The following is a 17,313-nucleotide window of genomic DNA, read 5'->3' as shown; positions in this document are numbered from 1 at the left end:
CCGCCGCCATGCTGAACACCGCCCCCGGTGTCGAGTTGGGCCTCGACGAACTGCTGGAGATGCGCCACCGCCTGCACGAGGCGCGCCTGTTCGCCTCGCAGAACCGCCGCAGCCCGCTGGTCGGGCTGCATCACTCGCGCCTGCGCGGCCGCGGCGTGGACTTCGACCAGGTGCGCATCTACCAGCCCGGCGACGACGTGCGCACCATCGACTGGCGCGTCACCGCGCGCACCCGCGAGCCGCACACCAAGCTGTTCCACGAGGAACGCGAGCGTCCGGTGTTCGTCCTCGTCGAGCAGAGCCAGCGCCTGTTCTTCGGCTCCGGCCTGTGCTTCAAGGCAGTGCTGGCCGCGCGCGCGGCGGCCTTCATCGGCTGGTCGGCGCTGGCCCACAACGATCGCATCGGCGGCCTGGTATTCAACGACCGCGACTGCCACGAGATCAAGCCGCGACGCAGCAAGCACAGCCTGCTGCAACTGTTCAACCAGCTGCTGCGGGCCAACCGCGAACTGCGCGAGGCGCCGGCGGAGCAGCCCGGCGAACTGTTCGGCCTGGCCCTGCGCCGCGCCCGCGAAGTGCTGCGCCCGGGCAGCCTGATCCTGGTGCTGTGCGACGAGCGTACCCTCAATGACGTCGCCGAGCAGCAGCTCAGCCTGATCGCACGCCATACCGACCTGGTGCTGCTGCCGCTGTCCGACCCGCTCGACCATGCCCTGCCCGCCGCCGGACTGCTGCGTTTCCGCGAAGGCGCCGCCGACCTCGAGCTGGACACCCACGCCGACGATCTGCGCCAGGCCTATCGCGACCTGGCCGAGGTGCGCCGCGCGCGCTGGCAACGCCTGGCCCAGCGACTGGGCGTGCCGCTGCTGCCGCTGTCCACCCGGGAAGACCTGGTAGAGCAGTTGCGGGACCTGCTGGAACAACACCAGCCGGGGTATCGCGCATGAATCCGCTCGACCGGCTGGAGCCGCTGATCGCTCCCCCGCCCGTCGGCTGGTGGCCCCCGGCGCCTGGCTGGTGGCTGCTGGCCGCCCTGCTGCCGTTGCTCGGCTGGGGGCTCTGGCGACTGCGCCGGCACCTGCCGCGGCGCACCATCGCCACCCGCGGCGAAGCGCCGCTGGATCCGCTGCGCGAAGCGGCCCTGGCCGAGCTGGCCGCGCTCGCCAAACCCTACGGCAGGGCTTCCGCCGGGCCCTGGCTGCAAGCCATCAATGGCCTGCTCAAGCGCGTCTGCCGGGCGCGCTGGCCGGACAGCGGCAGCCACGCGCTCAGTGGCCGCGCCTGGCTGGCGTTCCTCGACAACCGTTGCCCGGCCGCCGGCCTGACCCGCTGGATGATCCTGGTGGAGGGCGGCTACCGCGCCGACTGCACCCTCGACGACAAGGCCGTGGACGGCCTCGACGCCGCCGTCGCCACCTGGATCCGCAAGCATGTTTGAATTCGCCTGGCCCTGGGTCTTCGCCCTCGCCCCGTTGCCCTGGCTGCTGCGCCTGCTGCTGCCGGCCGCCGACAGCGGCGAGGCGGCGCTCAAGGTGAGCTTCCTCGACGAACTCGAAGACCTCGCCGGGCGCCGCGCCCGCGCACGCCTGCCGGCCTGGCGGCAGCAGGCGCGCTTCGCCCTGCTCTGGTTACTCCTGCTGCTCGCCGCAGCCCGCCCGCAGTGGGTCGGCGAACCCCTGCCACTACCCGCCAGCGGCCGCGACCTGCTGCTCGCGGTGGATGTCTCCGGTTCCATGGACTACCGCGACATGCGCTGGCAGGACGACGAGATCAGCCGCCTGGAACTGGTCAAGAAACTCTTCGGCGACTTCATCGAAGGCCGTCGCGGCGACCGCGTCGGCCTGATCCTGTTCGGCAGCCAGGCCTACCTGCAGGCGCCGCTGACCTTCGACCGACACACCGTGCGGGTCTGGCTGGACGAGGCGCAGATCGGCATCGCCGGGAAGAATACCGCGATCGGCGACGCCATCGGCCTGGCGCTCAAGCGCCTGCGCCAGCGCCCGGCGGAAAGCCGGGTGCTGGTGCTGATCACCGACGGCGCCAACACCGGCGGGCAGATCTCGCCACAGACCGCCGCGCGCCTGGCCGCCGAGGAGCGGGTGAAGATCTACACCATCGGCATCGGCGCCGACCCGCAACAGGGCGGCGTCATCGGCCTGTTCGGCCTCAACCCCGGGCTCGACCTCGACGAACCGGTCCTGCGCGGGATCGCCGAGACTACCGGCGGCGAATACTTTCGCGCGCGCTCCAGCGCCGAGCTGGAAAGCATCTCCGCGACCCTCGACCGCCTCGAGCCGGTCGCCCAGCAGACCACCCGGGCGCGCCCGGCAGTGGCACTCTACAGCTGGCCGCTGGCCGCCGCCCTGGCCCTGAGCGTGCTGCTGGTGGCGCTGGAGCTCTGGCCGCGGGAAAACTGGCGCTGGCCTCGCCGGAGACAGCCATGAACCTGCTGCTCGAAGCCTGGCCGCACTGGCTGCGCCCCTACTGGCTGCTGCTGGCGCCGCCGCTCGCCTGGTTGCTGTGGAGGTTGCTGCACCGCCAGCGTCGCGCCGGACGCTGGCAACTGCTGCTGCCGACGTCCTTCCAGCCCTGGCTGCTGGTCGGCGGTGCCGGGCGGCAGAACCGCACGCCCTGGATCTGCCTCGGCATCGCCTGGCTGCTGGCCCTGCTGGCCTTGCTCGGGCCCAGTTGGCAGCAACTGGAACAGCCCTCGATGAAGCGCAGCGATCCGCTGGTGGCGATCCTCCAGCTGACCCCCGGGATGCTCGCTGGCGACCTCTCGCCGAGCCGCCTGGAACAGGCCCGGCGCAAGCTCCTCGACCTGCTGCGGGGGCGCCACGACGCCCAGACCGCGATCGTCGTCTATGCCGGCAGCGCGCACACCCTGGTGCCGTTGTCGGACGACCTGCTCACCGCGCGCAACCTGCTGGACGCGGTGAAGCCGTCGATCATGCCCGAGCCCGGCCAGCGCGCCGACCTCGCCGTGCGCCAGGCCCTCGACCTGCTGGAACAGGGCGCCCAGGGCAGCGGTCGCCTGCTGCTGCTCGCCAGCGACCTGAGCGAACAGGAGCGGCACGGTATCCGCAGCGCCCTCGGCCACCGCGCGGCGCGCCTCGCCGTGCTCGGCGTCGGCACGCCGAAAGGCGCGCCGGTACAGCAGGAAGACGGCAGCTTCCTCAAGGACGACCAGGGCGGCATCCTCCTGCCCAGGCTCGACGAAAGCGGGCTGCGCCGCTTCGCCGCGGAGATCGGCGCCGGCTACCAGCGCCTGCGGCCGAACGACCGCGACCTCGACAGCCTCGGCCTGCTGTCCCGCGGCGGGACACTGGAGGAAGATCGCGAGAACGCCCTGTTGCGCCTGCAACGCTGGGCCGACCAGGGTTATTGGCTGCTCCTGCCGCTGCTCCTGCTGGCCGCCTGCGCCGGCCGCCGCGGCTGGCTGTTCTGCCTGCCGCTGCTGGCGCTGAGCCTGCCGCAGCCGGCGCAGGCCTTTGACTTCGAGGACCTCTGGCGGCGCCCCGACCAGCAGGGCCAGCGCCTGCTGCAACAGGGCCAGGCGGCCGAGGCGGCGAAGCGCTTCGAGGATTTCCGCTGGAAGGGCCAGGCGCTCTACCAGGCCCGCGACTACGCCGCGGCCGCGCAAGCCTTCGCCCGGGGCGACCAGGCCGCCGACCATTACAACCGCGGTAACGCCCTCGCCCGCCAGGGCGAACTGGAAGCCGCCCTCGACGCCTACGAACAGGCGCTGGAACGCCAGCCGCGACTGGCCGCGGCGCAGCGCAACAAGGCCCTGGTCGAGGAGCTGTTGCGCCAACGCCAGGAGCAGGCAGCGCAGCAGCAGACCGGCGAGAACAACGAACAGCGCCAGGAGGCGAGTCAGCAGAACCCGCCATCCGGAAGCAGCCAGCGGCCTCCGCGCGACGCGGCCACCGTCGATGCGCAGAAGGCCCAGGCCGCCGCACCTTCGACCCGCCTGCCGGAAGACGAGGACGGGAAGACCGCCGGCGCTACCGGCGAGGCGCAAGCGCAAGCCGACGACACTGGCCGCCAGGGCGACGACGAAGCCGCCGACGGCCTCGACGACGAACGCCGCCAGGCCCTCGAGCAATGGCTGCGACAGATTCCCGACGACCCCGCCGAGCTGCTGCGGCGCAAGTTCTGGTACCAACAGCAGCAACGCCAGGAAGCCACGCCATGATCCGCCTGTTCTGCAGCCTGCTTCTCGTCCTCCTCGCCGTGCCGGCGCAGGCCAGCTTCAACGCCAGCGTCGACCGTGCGCGGCTGACCGAGGGGGAAAGCGTCGAACTGACCCTGGAGTCGGACGATCCGACCCTCTTCGGCAAGCCCGACCTGAGCCCGCTGGATACCCTTTTCGAAGTCCTCGGCACGCGCCAGGTCAACCGCCTCGCCACGCAGAACGGCCGGGCCCAGGCCACCACCCGCTGGATCGTCACCCTGCTGCCGAAACAGAGCGGCTACCTGGCGATCCCGCCGATCAGCCTCGGCGCCAGCAGCACCCAGCCGATCCGCCTGCACGTGCTGGCAGCCCGCGACAGCGCCAAGGGCAGCAAGCTGGCGCCGGTGTTCATCGACGCCAGCGTCGACCAGGAAAAGGTCTACGTGCAGGCCCAGGTGATCCTCACCCTGCGCATCTACCACTCGGTCTCGCTGTACGACGACAGCAGCCTGACCCCGCTGGCGATGAACGATGCCAAGGTCGAGCAGCTCGGCGAGGCGCGTACCTACGAGAAGGAGCTCAACGGTATCCGACATGGCGTGATAGAGGTGCGCTACGCGATCTTCCCGCAGAAGAGCGGCGCCCTGGTCATTCCCGCGCAGGCCTTCAGCGCCACCCTGGTCGACCGCGGCGACGACGACTACAACCCCTTCGGCCCGCGCCCGGGGCGGCAGATGCGGGTGACTTCGCCGAGCATCCCGCTGCTGGTCCGGCCGAAGCCGGCCGACTATCCGGCCGACGTCCCGTGGATGCCGGCCCGCGCGCTGAGCATCAGCGAAAGCTGGAGTCCGCAGCCGGAACAGGCGCAGGTCGGCGAATCGCTGACGCGCAACGTACTGCTGAAGGTCGAAGGGCTTTCCGGCACCCAGCTCCCGCCGCTGCCGCTGCCCGACGTGCAGGGCCTGCGACGCTATCCGGACCAGCCGCAACTGGCCGACCAGAGCACCGACCAGGGCCTGATCGGTAGCCGCGAGGAACGCGAGGCGCTGGTGCCGGAACAGGCCGGACGGATCGAACTGCCGGCACTCGAGGTGGTCTGGTGGAACACCCGCGAGGATCGCCTGGAACGAACCAGCCTGCCAGCACGTACCCTGGAGGTCGCCGCCGCGCCGCAGGCCGAGGCGGAAACCCAGGCGCCGCCAGTGGCGCTCGGCGAACGCCTCGAACCGACCCTCTGGCCCTGGCAGTTGGCTACCGCCGCGCTGGCCCTGACCAGCCTGCTCGGCTTCGCCCTGTGGTGGCGCGCCCGCCAGCTGCCGGCGGTGATCCGTGCCGCGGCCAACGGCCCGAGCAGCCGCAGCCTGCTCGACGAGCTGCGCCGCGCCTGCCTGGCCAACGATCCGCAGGCGACCCGTCAGGCCCTCGACGCCTGGGCCCGCCAGCAGCCCGACACCCTGGCCGACATGGCGGCGCGTTTCGTGCCGCTGTCCGATGCCCTGGACGGGCTCAATGGCGCGTTGTACAGCGAAAGCGGCCATTCCTGGCAGGGCGAGGACCTGTGGCGGGCGATCCGTGCCCTGCCGGCGGCGGAACAAGCACCGGCGGGGACGGTCGATAACGGCGGCCTGCCACCGCTCTACCCACGCTGAACAGCGCTATGGTTAGGTCTGCCACGACGTTTCGATTGCGCAGGAGGACCCGCATGCGCTTCCGCTCACTGTTCCTCGCCCTGTGCGGCCTGCTCTCCTGTCATCTCGCGGCGGCCACCGAGCCGCCCACGCCGCCGCAACAGCCGGCCGAGGGTCCCGGCGGCGCGGCCTATCGCCATGCCAGCGTGCACCAGTGGCATTTCGGCGAAGGCGCCAACGAATACTGGGTCTTCACCCCCGAGCAGCCAGTGCCCGGCAACGCCCCGCTGGTGGTCTTCCTGCACGGCTGGAGCGTGATGCAGCCGGACCTCTACCGCGCCTGGATCGACCATATCGTCCGGCGTGGCGCGGTGCTGGTCTATCCGCGCTACCAGCCCAGCCTGAAGACGCCCAACGCGGAGTTCCTCGGCAACGCCACGGCCGCCCTCGGCGACGCCCTCAGACGCCTGCAGGCTGGCGAGCTGGGCGTGCGCCCGCGGCTGAACCAGGTGGCCTATCTCGGCCACTCCGCCGGCGGCCTGCTCGCCGCCAACCTGGCGGCCGCCAGCGAACGCCTGAAGCTGCCGGCGGCGAAGGCGCTGATGGTGGTCGAGCCGGGCAGGAGCCAGGGCAAGCGCTGGGACGGCGTCACCCAGGAACGCCTCTCGGGGCTGGCCAAGGGCACCCTGCTGCTGGCCGTCTGCGGCGACGAGGACAGCCATGTGGCCTGCACCGACGCCAGGCGCATCTACCGCCAGAGCCGGAACATCCCGGCCAGCGACAAGAACCTCCTGCTGCTACGCAGCGACCGTCACGGCAGCCCGCCGCTGCTGGCCAACCACGCCGCGCCCACCGCGCCGGTGTTCGGCCCGCAGTATCCGAAGGAAGAAGACAGCGACTGGCTGCTCGACCGCGTCGAGAAACGCCTCGAGGACCAGCGGGCCGAAGGCCGCTATACCGGCCACGACCCGCTGGTGATCGACGCCCTCGACTGGTACGGCACCTGGAAGCTGTTCGACGGCCTCACCGACGCCGCCTTCTACAAGCGCAACCGCCAGTACGCCCTCGGCGATACGCCGGAACAGACCGGCATGGGCCAGTGGAGCGACGGCACGCCGGTGAAACCGCTCAAGGTGCTCAAGTAAGTGCCTAGAAGTCGTAGCTCAATCGCAGGTTGACGGCGCTGCTGGCGACCCGCTCGCCCTTCGCTCCCTGCAATTCCAGACTGCCCAGCAAAGGACCGCGACGGGCATGCAGCGCCAGGCCCGCGCGGAACAGGTCGCGCGCCCGGCTGGCCGAGACCTGCTTCAGGGCGATGCCTTGCAGTCTCGCATCGCCATGGCTTGCCGGCGCTCGCAGGGCGCGTTCGTAGCCCAGGTCCAGCTCCGGTTCCACCGACCAGTCGCCCAGGCGCAGACTGCGCGCGACGCTCATTTCCAATGTACCGAAGCTCGCCCCTCGGGCTGCGCGATCGACGTCGAGCGCGAGTTCGCTGTGCTTTTCGCGGAAACCTTTCCATTCCGTGCGGGTCGCCAGCAGGCCGACCCGCGGCTCGACCCACCAATCGTCCTTGCGCCAGCGGTAGCCGCTCTTGACGCTGGCGTGGTAGAGCCAGCCCTCGCTGTCGCCCTTGGCCGTGGCAAAGCCCGGCAGGCGCCGCTTGCTGGCGGCGTCGAGGTAGCCGGCGCCGAGCATGGCACTGACGTAACCGCCCTGTTCCAGGCTGTCGAAGGCGTGTAGCAAGCCCACGGCGAGCTGGGTGATGTCCAGCTCGACCTTGCCGCCGGCGCTGCCGACCCGGCCCTTGGTCTGCGCCAGCGTCGCGCCGCCCCGGGTACGTTCGCCGAACGCCTGGACCATGCCCAGGGCGAGCCCGTCGCTGCGCTCGCGGCTACCGGCGACGCCCGCGCGTCCCTGGTTGCGCTGGCCGGCGGCGAGTCCCTGGAACCACAAGCGCGGTGCCTGGCCGGACTGCGCCCGGGACAGTTCGCCGAACATCGCGCGGTCCACCCGTGCAGGCTGGCGGCTCAGGTACGCCAGGCTGTCGGCGTACACCTGGCCGCCGGCGCCACGCTGCAAGCCACCCAGGTCGCCGCGAGACAGGCTGGCTTGCAGCCAGGAGTTGTAGGCGCCGGCACGCAGGGCGATGGGCTGGTCGCGCAGAGCGTTCAGCGCCGCCGCGGTACGTCCGGCGTTGCCCGGCAGCCCAGCCTGCCCGGGCAGGACGAGCGGAGCCAGGGCGAGGGAGATGCCGTCCGCGGTGAAGCGCAGGTCGTGGCGCAAACCTTTTTCGGCGAGGCCCGGCGCCTGCTGCAGGGCCGCGAAACCGCCCACGTAGGTGGCGCCCGGGGCGACCGCCAGGAGCTTCTGTTCCGCCCCCACCGCGGTATCGGCCGTCGTCAGTTGCAGCCGCCCGCCCAACCGTGCGAAAGCGCCTGCGCCGTCGAGACGGATCGGCGGCTGTCCTTCCAGGGCCACCCGGGTGGTGCTGGATGGCGACAGCTCCAGGGAGCGAGTGAAGCCCGGCGCGCGGTCGGCGACGAGCACACCGTCGATCCGGGTTGGCGCGGCGACGGTGCCGCCACCGCTCAATTCGCCGGCCCGACCCACGCTCAGCCGCGGTCCTTCGAGGATGCCGTCCACCACCAGGCGCCCGCCACGTACCTCGCTGGCAGCGGAGAAGCGATTGCGTCCGCCGAGGGCCAGTTCGCCCTCCTCGACCGCGACCCCGGCGAAACGATTGTCGCCCGCCAGCAACAGCGCGCCGCTGCCGGACTTGGCGAGCACGCCGCCGGCGCTGATAGCGTTGCTCCAGACATCCCTGGCGTTCCAGCCGCCCCGGGCGGCGTCCAGCGTCACCCGCTGGTCGCCGAACAGTTGGCCCGGCCCCCGCACCGCCCGGGCCAGGTCCAGCAGGCCCCAGCCGAAACGCGCGTCGACCCCGGGCTCGCCGAGATCGGTAGCGGTGCTCAGCAGAGTCATGCGTACCTGCGCCATGTCCATGTAGGGAAAGCGCTCGGCCAGCAACGCCGCGCTGGCGCTGACCAGGGGCGCAGCGTAGGAAGTACCGCTCTCGTCGTCATAGAGGTAGGTCAGGCCCTCGGCCGAGGAGCCGCTCGCCGTGGCCACGTACATGTCGCCGGGCGCCGCCAGGCACCACTCCTGCGTCACCCCGCACTGGTTGGAATAGTCGGTGAGGTCGCGGTCCGGCCCCAGCGCGACCACGCTGAGGAAACCCTTTTCCAGCTCGGGCATGAAGCGCGGCAAGGTGGCGAGCAGGCCGGGCTGCGCGATGCTTTCGTTGCCGGCCGCGAACACCAGCAGACGCCCTTCGTGCACACCGTCGGCCAAGGCCCCCAGGTACGGATGCGGGGCCGCGGGATCGATCGCCGCATAGGCGGCATCCACCGCCTCGGCGTCATTGCCGATTGGATCGTCGTTGTAGCTGTTGTTGATGACCCGCAACCTCGGCGCGCTCCGGTAGAGGGTGGTCAGGGCGCCATGGAAGAGGTCCTCGCTGCCCGGTTGCAGCAGGCTGGACGGGCTCGCCTCTGCGCCTGGTTCTTCCCCTGTGTCGGCGCCCTCGTCATCGATGTCCTCGCTGGGATCCGACTGCGCCTGGAAAAGCCTGACCTGCGGCGCCACGCCGCCGCGGTAGTTGAAATCGCCGATGGTCTCCGCCCTGGCCGCGATGATTCCGCTGACATTCGCGCCATGACTGGCGACCCGTATTTCGCCGCTCTGCTCATCGCGTTCGAAGAGCGGCTGCATGGGATCGGCGAGCACTTCCTCGCCGTCGATGACCACTCGGCTGGCCAGCGCAGAGATCGCCTGGCCGGCGAAAGCCGGGTGACCGGGAAGGAACCCGCCGTCGATCACCCCGACATCCACGCCCTTGCCGGTCAATCCCAGCCCGCGTGCTTCCGCTACGCCGATGAAGTCCTGCTCCCAACCGCTGGGCCGCATTTCGGCCAGCGCACAAGGCGACAGCGACAGCGAAACGCCCAGCGGCACCAGTGTGCGTAACCCGCGCTTGCGAAAATCCTTCCAATGCGTCGTCCGCGACATGGCAAAGCTACCCCCGCTCAACGAATGGCCACCGCACCCATTGCGGCGACCGCTCGGGAGCGCCACGCCTTTGCGGTCCACGTGCGGAACGTCCCGAGCAGGGCTGCACGCTAGTCGCGAGGCGGTTAACAAAGGCTTAAGGCCGCGTCCGGCAGATGGCCGCGAGGGCTTCGCGGCGGCAAGAACCGGCACCGTTTCACAGCGACAGCGTGAACCGTTCGATCGGCTGGACAGCGCTATCGTCGATCGACGAACATCGCCGTTCGAGCGACGGAAGCGCCGGGCACCCGGCCGACATGGCACCCCGACGCTTCCCCAGCGCATTCTCCCGCCCCATCCGCGACGCGACCCAGGCCATGCACATCCACGTACTCGTCGTCGAAGACAACTTCGATCTCGCCGGCACCATCATCGACTACCTCGAGGCCGCCGGAGTGGTCTGCGACCACGCCCGCGACGGCCAGGCCGGCCTCAACCTCGCCCGCGACAACCGCTACGACGTGATCCTGCTGGACATCATGCTGCCGCGGATCAACGGCCGGCAGGTCTGCCGCCAGTTGCGCGAGGCGGGCCTGCAGACCCCGGTGCTGATGCTCACAGCCCTGGACACCCTGCAGGACAAGCTCGACGGCTTCGACGCCGGCGCCGACGACTACCTGCTCAAGCCCTTCGAACTGCCGGAACTGCTGGTCCGCCTGCAGGCCCTCAGCCGGCGTCGCAGCGGCCAGGCCCAGCGCCTGCAGGTCGACGATCTGGTGATGGACCTGGACAGCCGCCAGGTCAGTCGTGGCGGCACGCCACTGGCGTTGTCCCCCACCGCCTGGAAGATCCTCGAGTGCCTGATGCGCGCCAGCCCGGCGCTGGTCACCCGCGAACAGCTGGGGCGCAGCGTGTGGGGCGACGAGCCGCCGGAAAGCAACACCCTGAACGTGCACATGCACCACCTGCGCAGCACCGTCGACAAGGGCTTCGCCACTCCCCTGATCCACACCCTGCACAGTGTCGGCTTCCAGCTGGAGCGCAAATGAAACGCGGCCTGAGCCTGATCCCCATCGTCGGCGGCAGCGTCACCCTGATCCTCGCCGGGGTGCTGCTGGTCTATACCCGCATGCTCGGCGACTACGGCGAGACTGGCGCGCTCTACCTGCTCAGCATGATGATGGAAGAGGAAGGGCTGTACTTCGCCCAGCGCTACCAGGAGGACCCGGCGACGCCGGCGCCGGACAGCTATTACTTCAAGGGCAGCGTCGGCACCGCGGGCCTGCCGCCGAAGCTCCGGGACATGCTCGATAGCCCCCCCTACAGGAACATCGGCGCCATGCAACTGCTCGGCAACTGGGACGACGATGACGAGGAAGAAGACGAAGACGCGCCCAGCGATGACGCCTATGTGGTGGTCCGCCAGCCGCTGGCCGATGGCAAGACGCTCTACCTCTACGACAACGACGACGCCGGCAGCATCGACACGCCGCTGTCCGACGCCATCATCGATGCCCGCATCAGGCAGACCTGGATCGTCACCCTGCTGGTGGTGCTGCCCTCGCTGGCGGCCGTCGGCCTGCTGGTCTGGTTCATCGTTGCCCCGCTGCGCAAGCTGACACGCTGGTCGATGGGCCTCGACGACCTCGCCCCGGACAGCCAGCGGCCGCGCTTCCACTACCGCGAGCTCAACGTCCTGGCGGAAACCCTGTGGAACAGCGTGACCCGGATCAAGGACTTCAGCCAGCGCGAGGAGCGCTTCCTGCGCTACGCCAGCCATGAGCTGCGGACCCCGCTGGCGGTGATCGGCATGAACCTGGAACTGCTCGACCAGCCCGGCCACCCGCCCTCCCCCCACGCCCTGCAACGCATCCGCCGCTCGGCCCTGGACATGCGGCAGATGACCGAGACCCTGCTCTGGCTCAGCCGCGAGGGTGGCGAGCTGCGCGACGACGGCCACATCGAGGTCGGCCGCCTGCTCGAGGACCTGCTGGAGGAACAGCAGACGCTCAGCCAGCGCCGCGGCCTGAGCTTCCAGCTCGACGTGGAGCCGCACAGCCTGCCGCAGACCCGCGCGCGGATCATCATCGGCAATCTCCTGCGCAACGCCCTGCAGTACAGCGACGAGGGCGTCGTGGAAATCGTCGTGCGCGACCGCAGCCTGCGGATCAGCAATCCCATCGGCGCGGCGCAGAGCACGGCGGACTCGATGGCCTTCGGCTACGGCCTGGGCCTCGACCTGGTCCAGCGCCTGTGCCAGAAGAGCGGCTGGCGCCTGCACTACACCAGCGACGAGCGACGCTTCCGCTGCGAGTTGCTGTTTCCCGCCACGCCGGACTGAAGCGCGGCGGCCTTCCTCCGCGCAAAAAAACCGCGGCCTGGGCCGCGGTCTTGGCGAGGCTCGACGCGACTCAGTGGGCGAACACCGAGGCCTTCCTGGCCTGCAACTTGGCCGGGTTGATCAGGAAGCGCGCCAGGGCCGGCAGCAGCCAGAGGGCGCCGAACATGTTCCAGAGCAGCATGAAGGTCAGCATCAGGCCCATGTCGGCCTGGAACTTGATCGCCGAGAAGATCCAGGTGGCCACGCCGATCGCCAGGCACAGGCCGGTGAACAGCACCGCCTTGCCGGTGGAGCGCAGGGTCTCGTAGTAGGCCTCCTGCAACGGCAGGCCCATGCGCAGGAAGGACTCCAGGCGGGTGTAGATGTAGATCCCATAGTCCACCCCGATGCCGACGCCGAGGGCGATCACCGGCAGGGTCGCGACCTTCACGCCGATGCCCAGCGCCGCCATCAGCGCGTTGCCGAGAACCGAGGTGAGGATCAGCGGCAGGACGATGCAGAGGGTCGCGGCGAAGGAGCGGAAGGTGATCATGCACATGGCCGCCACGCAGATGTACACCAGCACCAGGATGATCAGCTCGGACTGCTTGATCACCTCGTTGGTCGCGGCCTCGATCCCGGCGTTGCCGGCGGCCAGCTGGAATTGCAGGTCCTCCCTGTCGTTCTCCGCGGCGAAGGCCTGTACCGCCGCCACCGCCCGGTCGAGGGTCTCGGCCTTGTGGTCGTTGAGGAACACCAGCAGCGGCGCCAGCGAGCAGTCGGTGTTGTAGAGGCCGTCGGCACGGGCGATGGAGTTGTTCAGCACGTCCTGATTGCGCGACAGGGTCTCCCACTTCAGGTTGCCCTCGTTCATCCCCTTGATCACCTGCTTGGACACGGTGACCATCGAGATCGCCGACTGCACGCCCTCGGTGTTCTCCAGCTTCCAGGCCAGTTCGTCCATGGCCGCCAGCGCCTGGTGGCTGGAACAGCCTTCCGGGGTGGTCTTGACCATCACCACCAGCACGTCCGAACTGGTCGAGTAGTTGCGGATGATGAAGTCGTTGTCGAGGTTGTAGCGCGAGTCGGGACGCAGCTCCGGCGCCCCCTGGTCGAGGTCGCCGATCTTCAGGTGCTTGCCGTACCAGAGTCCGCCGCCGAGCATCAGCAGGGCGATGACGATGGACACCGGCGCCACCTTCGGGCTGGCGAAATTCGACAGCAGGCGCCAGAACGGGTGCTCGCGCACCGCGTCTTCCTTGCTGCGCTGCACGGCCTTCTTGCTGATGCCGATGTAGGAGATCGCCACGGGCAGCAGGATCAGGTTGGTGAAGACGATCACCGCCACGCCGATCGAGGCGCCGATGGCCAACTCGCGGATCACCCCGATATCGATCACCAGCAGGGTGATGAAGCCCACGGCGTCGGCGAGGATCGCGATCATCCCGGGCAGGAACAGCTGGCGGAAGGTCAGCCGCGCCGCCATCAGCGCATTGTCGGCGCCGCTGGACTGCAAGGCGATGCCGTTGATCTTCTGCACGCCGTGGGAGATGCCGATGGCGAAAATCAGGAACGGCACCAGCATCGAATAGGGATCCAGGCCGAAACCGACCAGGTTGAGCAGGCCGAGCTGCCAGAGCACCGCCACCAGGGTGGTGATCAGCACGGCGATGGTGCTGCGGATGCACCTGGTGAACCAGTACAGCAGGACCAGGGTGATCAGCAGGCAGATACCGAAGAAGCCGACCACCATCACCAGCCCGTCGATCAGGTCGCCGACCTTCTTCGCGAAGCCGACGATGTGCACCTTCACGTTGGGGTTCTGCAACTGGTACTTGTCGCGGATCTTCTCTTCCAGCTCATGGGAGAACTGCCGGTAGTCGAGCTTGATCAGCTCGCTCTGGTTCTTCGGGTTCGGATACATCTCCAGCAGCGGCACGTCGACGATGCTCGACTTGAAGTTGTTCGCCACCAGGCGGCCGATCTGCCCGGACTTGAGCACGTTGTTGCGCAGCTCCTCCAGCGCCCGCGGCGAACCGTCGTAGGTCTGCGGGATCACCTCGCCGCCGGCGAAGCCTTCCTCGGTCACTTCGGTCCAGCGCACGCTAGGGCTCCACAGCGACTTCAGGCCGGAACGGTCGACCCCGGGGATGTAGAACACCTCGTCATGGATCTGCCGCAGCGTCTCCATGTACTCCTTGGTGAAGATGTCGCCGTTGACCGCCTCCACCGAGATGCGCACGGTGTTACCGAGGTTGGCCAGGTCGTTGCGGTGCTCGAGCATCTTCTGGATGAACGGATGCTCCAGCGGGATCATCTTCTCGAAGCTGGTCGACGGTCGCACCTGGGTGGCCTGGTAGAACAAAAAGACGCTGACCAGCAGGCAAAGGAAGATCACCACCGGCCGGTTGTTGAAGATCAGGCGTTCGAGCAGGCTCGCCTTGTTTTGCTGATGCTGGTTCATGGAACTCATGCGACCCCCGCCTTATTGTTGTTGTTCGAGCGCGGCACCGTTCGCCGCAGCGAGGTGCACGCCGCCCTGGCCGACCAGGACCAGGTGGCCGTCGCCGGTGGCGCTGACGCCGGCCAGGGACAGCCGGTCGGGACGGTTGAAGACGCTGAAGCTGCGCCCGCCGTCGGTGCTTTCGAGGACGCTGCCGCCGTGGCCGACCACGACGATCCGGCCGTCCGCCAGCAGCGCGCCGTCGGAGAGACCGAATTCCAGGTCGCCGGAAGCGGCCTTCAGCGGGATCGCCTCCCAGCTGTCACCGAAATCGGCGGAACGGAACAGGTGCCCGCGCAGGCCGTAGACCAGCACGCCGCCGACGTCGGCGGTACCGATGGCGCCGAACAGCGAACCCTCGTAGGGGCCTTCGAGCTTTTCCCAGGTGGCGCCCCAGTCCTTCGAGCGGAACAGAATGCCGGCCTCGCCGACCACCAGCAGGCCGCTGTCCTTGACCGCGGCGATGGCATTGAGGTGGAACTGGTCCTCGTTGTCCAGGCGTTCGCTGACGTCTTCCCAGCGCTGGCCGCCGTCGCGGGTTTCCAGCAGCGCGCCATAGGCGCCGACGGCCAGGCCGTGCCGTTCGTCGGCGAACCAGATGTCCAGCAGCGGCGATTCGCGGCCGAGATCCTCGAACTGCCTGGTCCAGGTGCTGCCGGCATCGTCGCTGACGAGGATCTGCGCATCGTGCCCGACCGCCCAGCCCTTGCGCTCGTTGACGAAGAACACCGAGGTGAGCAACTGGCGGGTCGGCACCTTGGCCTGGCTCCAGGTCTTGCCATCGTCGTCGGAGAGCAGGATATGCCCGCGGTCGCCGACCGCGACCAGCCGCTTGCCGGCATGGGCGACGCTGAGCAGCAGGCTGCTGGCGGCCTTCGGCGATTCCACGGCGAACTGCGGCGGCGCGGCGGTTGGCGCCGACTCGGCCAGGACCGGGGTGGCGGCGAAGGTCAGGAGAGAAAGCGCCCCGAGAAACGACAGGGCCCTGCTGGCCAGGGGCGATCTGGAAGGAATGGCCGGATGCCGCGAAGCGTTTGCGGATTGGCCGAGCGAAGTGCGCCACGTCATGGGCTCACGCATGGATACCGTCCCCGTTGTTGTTATTAGTGGTTCGTGGTGAGCGTTATATAGCCAGCCTTTGGCGACGGAGACAATTGAAGCCACGTTATCTTTTGTTAAGCGTGTAAGCCGTCTGTAACGGGGGATCGGCGCCGCCCTCCTCCCCGGAGGGAAGCGGTCGGCGCCGGCGAGCGGAGCGATCAGCGGGTGCCGCGGCGGCGCAGCGCCGAGGGCTTGAAGTAGGAATCGTCCGGAACCGCCTGGGTGAAGTCGATGGTGCCCGGCTCCTCGTTGTCCAGGTTCTGCACGTGGTAGCGACGCGCCTGCAGGTCATGGAACACGTCCAGCGCGCTCCAGGTGTAGGGCAGGTCGTAGAAGTTCTTCAGGTAGGCCATGGACACCCGCCAGAGTTCGCCGCGACCGTCGTACTGGTCGACCACCGCCGCGCTCCAGCTGTCCTCGTCGAGATACAGGGTGCGCTTGGAGTAGATGTGCCGCGCGCCCGGCTTCAGGGTGCCTTCCACCACCCACACGCGGTGCAGTTCGTAGCGGGTGTACTGCGGATCGAGGTGCCCGGGCTTGAGCAGCTCGTCGTACTTCACCTCGGGACTGCTGACCTTGTAGTTGTTGTAGGGGATGTAGATTTCCTTCTTGCCCAGCAGCTTCCAGTCGTAGCGGTCCGGCGCGCCGTTGAACATGTCGGTGTCGTCGGCCGTGCGCAGGCCGTCGGCGGCGGCGATCGGCGTGTCGTAGGCGAGGTTCGGCGCGCGCCGCACACGACGCTGGCCGGCGTTGTAGCCCCAGGCCTGGCGCGGCTCCTTGACCTGGTCGAGGGTCTCGTGCACCAGCACCGCGCCACCGGCCAGGCGCGCCGGACTCTTGGTGAACGACAGGTAGTAGAACATCACGTTGTTCAGGTCGGCGAAGCTGCCGCCCTTGAGGTAGTACTTGAACAGCGCTTCCTGCTGCGAGGTCACCAGCGAATAGCTGCCGTTGCGCTGCACCGCGACTTCCGAGGCGCGGCGCACGACATAAGTGCCGCGGTAGCGGGCAACGTGGTTCCACAGCGCCTCCACGCCGCTCTTCGGGATCGGGAACGGCACCCCGCCATAGGCGTCGGCGAACCCGTTGCCGCCGTCCAGCAGCTTGGCGCTGGTGGCATTGGCGAAGGTGTTGTCGTACAGCCACTGCGGCGCCGAGCCGGAACGGCGGCTGGGGTAGACCGGCATCCGGAAGCTGTCCGGATAGGTCTTGAACAGCGCCAGCTGGCCCGGGGTCAGGTGCGCCTTGTGTTGTTCCAGGTTGGTCTTGTCGATGGTGAACAGCGGCTTGTCCGCGGCGAACGGATCCGGATGGTGCTGGCCCGGCTTGTAGCCGGCCGGCGCCTGGGTGATACCGCCGGTCCAGGCGGGAATGCTGCCGGCGGCGTTGCCGGCCTTCTCCGCGCCCAGCGGGGTGAGGCTCGACTTCAACTGCGCCGCCTCGCCGGCGGAAACGCCGGCCAGCGCGCCACCGCTGCCCAGGGCCAGCGCCAGGGAGGCGCCGATCAGCAGGTGCTTGTTCAACATGAGGGTTCTCC

At 69.1% G+C, this 17,313-nt stretch carries 12 protein-coding genes; 8 read left to right on the top strand and 4 right to left on the bottom strand.

The features are described 5' to 3' along the window. Positions 1 to 8 precede the first annotated feature (8 nt). Genes PSPA7_RS09895 through PSPA7_RS09870 form a run of 6 tightly spaced genes read left to right on the top strand, consistent with a single transcriptional unit; the run spans position 9 to position 6,950 of the window. On the top strand, positions 9 to 947 hold the full coding sequence (locus PSPA7_RS09895) for a DUF58 domain-containing protein (RefSeq protein WP_012075095.1): 939 nt from the start codon (positions 9 to 11) through the stop codon (positions 945 to 947). Beyond that, positions 944 to 1,438 (top strand): DUF4381 domain-containing protein, encoded by a 495-nt coding sequence (locus PSPA7_RS09890; protein WP_003107434.1) that lies wholly within the window; start codon positions 944 to 946, stop codon positions 1,436 to 1,438. Before PSPA7_RS09895 ends, PSPA7_RS09890 begins: the two co-directional genes overlap by 4 nt. Further along, positions 1,431 to 2,444 carry a vWA domain-containing protein gene (locus PSPA7_RS09885; RefSeq protein ID WP_012075094.1) on the top strand — a complete coding sequence of 338 codons (1,014 nt, stop codon included), beginning with the start codon at positions 1,431 to 1,433 and terminating at the stop codon, positions 2,442 to 2,444. Before PSPA7_RS09890 ends, PSPA7_RS09885 begins: the two co-directional genes overlap by 8 nt. Continuing rightward, entirely contained in the window at positions 2,441 to 4,198 is a 1,758-nt protein-coding gene (locus tag PSPA7_RS09880; RefSeq protein ID WP_012075093.1) for a VWA domain-containing protein, read from the top strand. The genes PSPA7_RS09885 and PSPA7_RS09880 overlap by 4 nt, the downstream gene beginning before the upstream one ends. Next, positions 4,195 to 5,826 carry a BatD family protein gene (locus tag PSPA7_RS09875; protein WP_012075092.1) on the top strand — a complete coding sequence of 544 codons (1,632 nt, stop codon included), beginning with the start codon at positions 4,195 to 4,197 and terminating at the stop codon, positions 5,824 to 5,826. The genes PSPA7_RS09880 and PSPA7_RS09875 overlap by 4 nt, the downstream gene beginning before the upstream one ends. 53 nt (positions 5,827 to 5,879) lie before the next feature. Then, positions 5,880 to 6,950: an alpha/beta hydrolase fold domain-containing protein gene (locus tag PSPA7_RS09870; protein WP_012075091.1), complete on the top strand. Its 1,071-nt coding sequence runs from the start codon at positions 5,880 to 5,882 to the stop codon at positions 6,948 to 6,950. A gap of 4 nt (positions 6,951 to 6,954) precedes the next feature. Here PSPA7_RS09870 and PSPA7_RS09865 read toward each other — a convergent pair whose 3' ends face one another. Beyond that, positions 6,955 to 9,873, bottom strand: a complete 2,919-nt coding sequence (locus tag PSPA7_RS09865; protein ID WP_049792031.1) for a S8 family serine peptidase — start codon at positions 9,871 to 9,873, stop codon at positions 6,955 to 6,957. 356 nt (positions 9,874 to 10,229) lie between these two features. On the opposite strand from PSPA7_RS09865, the gene cprR reads away from it, so the two are divergent. Continuing rightward, positions 10,230 to 10,901: a cationic peptide response regulator transcription factor CprR gene (gene cprR, locus PSPA7_RS09860; protein WP_033977647.1), complete on the top strand. Its 672-nt coding sequence runs from the start codon at positions 10,230 to 10,232 to the stop codon at positions 10,899 to 10,901. Then, the gene (gene cprS, locus PSPA7_RS09855; RefSeq protein ID WP_003156852.1) at positions 10,898 to 12,193 is read left to right on the top strand and encodes a cationic peptide sensor histidine kinase CprS; all 1,296 of its coding nucleotides are present in this window, start codon (positions 10,898 to 10,900) and stop codon (positions 12,191 to 12,193) included. Before cprR ends, cprS begins: the two co-directional genes overlap by 4 nt. Positions 12,194 to 12,263: 70 nt before the next feature. Here the strand turns inward: cprS and PSPA7_RS09850 are convergent, their stop codons facing one another. From PSPA7_RS09850 to PSPA7_RS09840, 3 genes are all read right to left on the bottom strand, one after another. Further along, positions 12,264 to 14,645, bottom strand: a complete 2,382-nt coding sequence (locus tag PSPA7_RS09850; RefSeq protein ID WP_023443275.1) for an efflux RND transporter permease subunit — start codon at positions 14,643 to 14,645, stop codon at positions 12,264 to 12,266. Positions 14,646 to 14,657: 12 nt separating this feature from the next. Continuing rightward, positions 14,658 to 15,755 carry a WD40/YVTN/BNR-like repeat-containing protein gene (locus tag PSPA7_RS09845; protein ID WP_041025309.1) on the bottom strand — a complete coding sequence of 366 codons (1,098 nt, stop codon included), beginning with the start codon at positions 15,753 to 15,755 and terminating at the stop codon, positions 14,658 to 14,660. Between the two features lie 179 nt (positions 15,756 to 15,934). Further along, a complete protein-coding gene (locus PSPA7_RS09840; protein ID WP_012075087.1) occupies positions 15,935 to 17,302 on the bottom strand; it encodes a DUF1329 domain-containing protein in 1,368 nt (455 codons plus the stop codon). Between the last annotated feature and the right edge of the window lie 11 nt (positions 17,303 to 17,313).

This window comes from Pseudomonas paraeruginosa PA7 (assembly GCF_000017205.1).
GTDB lineage: Bacteria > Pseudomonadota > Gammaproteobacteria > Pseudomonadales > Pseudomonadaceae > Pseudomonas > Pseudomonas paraeruginosa.
The sequence above is the reverse complement of the archived record's forward strand: the minus strand, read 5'-3'. Positions and strand labels throughout refer to the sequence as shown.

What these genes read in the sequence shown, in the direction of transcription:
- PSPA7_RS09895 (WP_012075095.1), top strand. Translation starts at nt 9, where the DNA reads ATGCTGAACACCGCCCCCGGTGTCGAGTTGGGCCTCGACGAACTGCTG.
- PSPA7_RS09890 (WP_003107434.1), top strand. Translation starts at nt 944, where the DNA reads ATGAATCCGCTCGACCGGCTGGAGCCGCTGATCGCTCCCCCGCCCGTC.
- PSPA7_RS09885 (WP_012075094.1), top strand. Translation starts at nt 1,431, where the DNA reads ATGTTTGAATTCGCCTGGCCCTGGGTCTTCGCCCTCGCCCCGTTGCCC.
- PSPA7_RS09880 (WP_012075093.1), top strand. Translation starts at nt 2,441, where the DNA reads ATGAACCTGCTGCTCGAAGCCTGGCCGCACTGGCTGCGCCCCTACTGG.
- PSPA7_RS09875 (WP_012075092.1), top strand. Translation starts at nt 4,195, where the DNA reads ATGATCCGCCTGTTCTGCAGCCTGCTTCTCGTCCTCCTCGCCGTGCCG.
- PSPA7_RS09870 (WP_012075091.1), top strand. Translation starts at nt 5,880, where the DNA reads ATGCGCTTCCGCTCACTGTTCCTCGCCCTGTGCGGCCTGCTCTCCTGT.
- PSPA7_RS09865 (WP_049792031.1), bottom strand. Translation starts at nt 9,873, where the DNA reads ATGTCGCGGACGACGCATTGGAAGGATTTTCGCAAGCGCGGGTTACGC.
- cprR (WP_033977647.1), top strand. Translation starts at nt 10,230, where the DNA reads ATGCACATCCACGTACTCGTCGTCGAAGACAACTTCGATCTCGCCGGC.
- cprS (WP_003156852.1), top strand. Translation starts at nt 10,898, where the DNA reads ATGAAACGCGGCCTGAGCCTGATCCCCATCGTCGGCGGCAGCGTCACC.
- PSPA7_RS09850 (WP_023443275.1), bottom strand. Translation starts at nt 14,645, where the DNA reads ATGAGTTCCATGAACCAGCATCAGCAAAACAAGGCGAGCCTGCTCGAA.
- PSPA7_RS09845 (WP_041025309.1), bottom strand. Translation starts at nt 15,755, where the DNA reads ATGCGTGAGCCCATGACGTGGCGCACTTCGCTCGGCCAATCCGCAAAC.
- PSPA7_RS09840 (WP_012075087.1), bottom strand. Translation starts at nt 17,302, where the DNA reads ATGTTGAACAAGCACCTGCTGATCGGCGCCTCCCTGGCGCTGGCCCTG.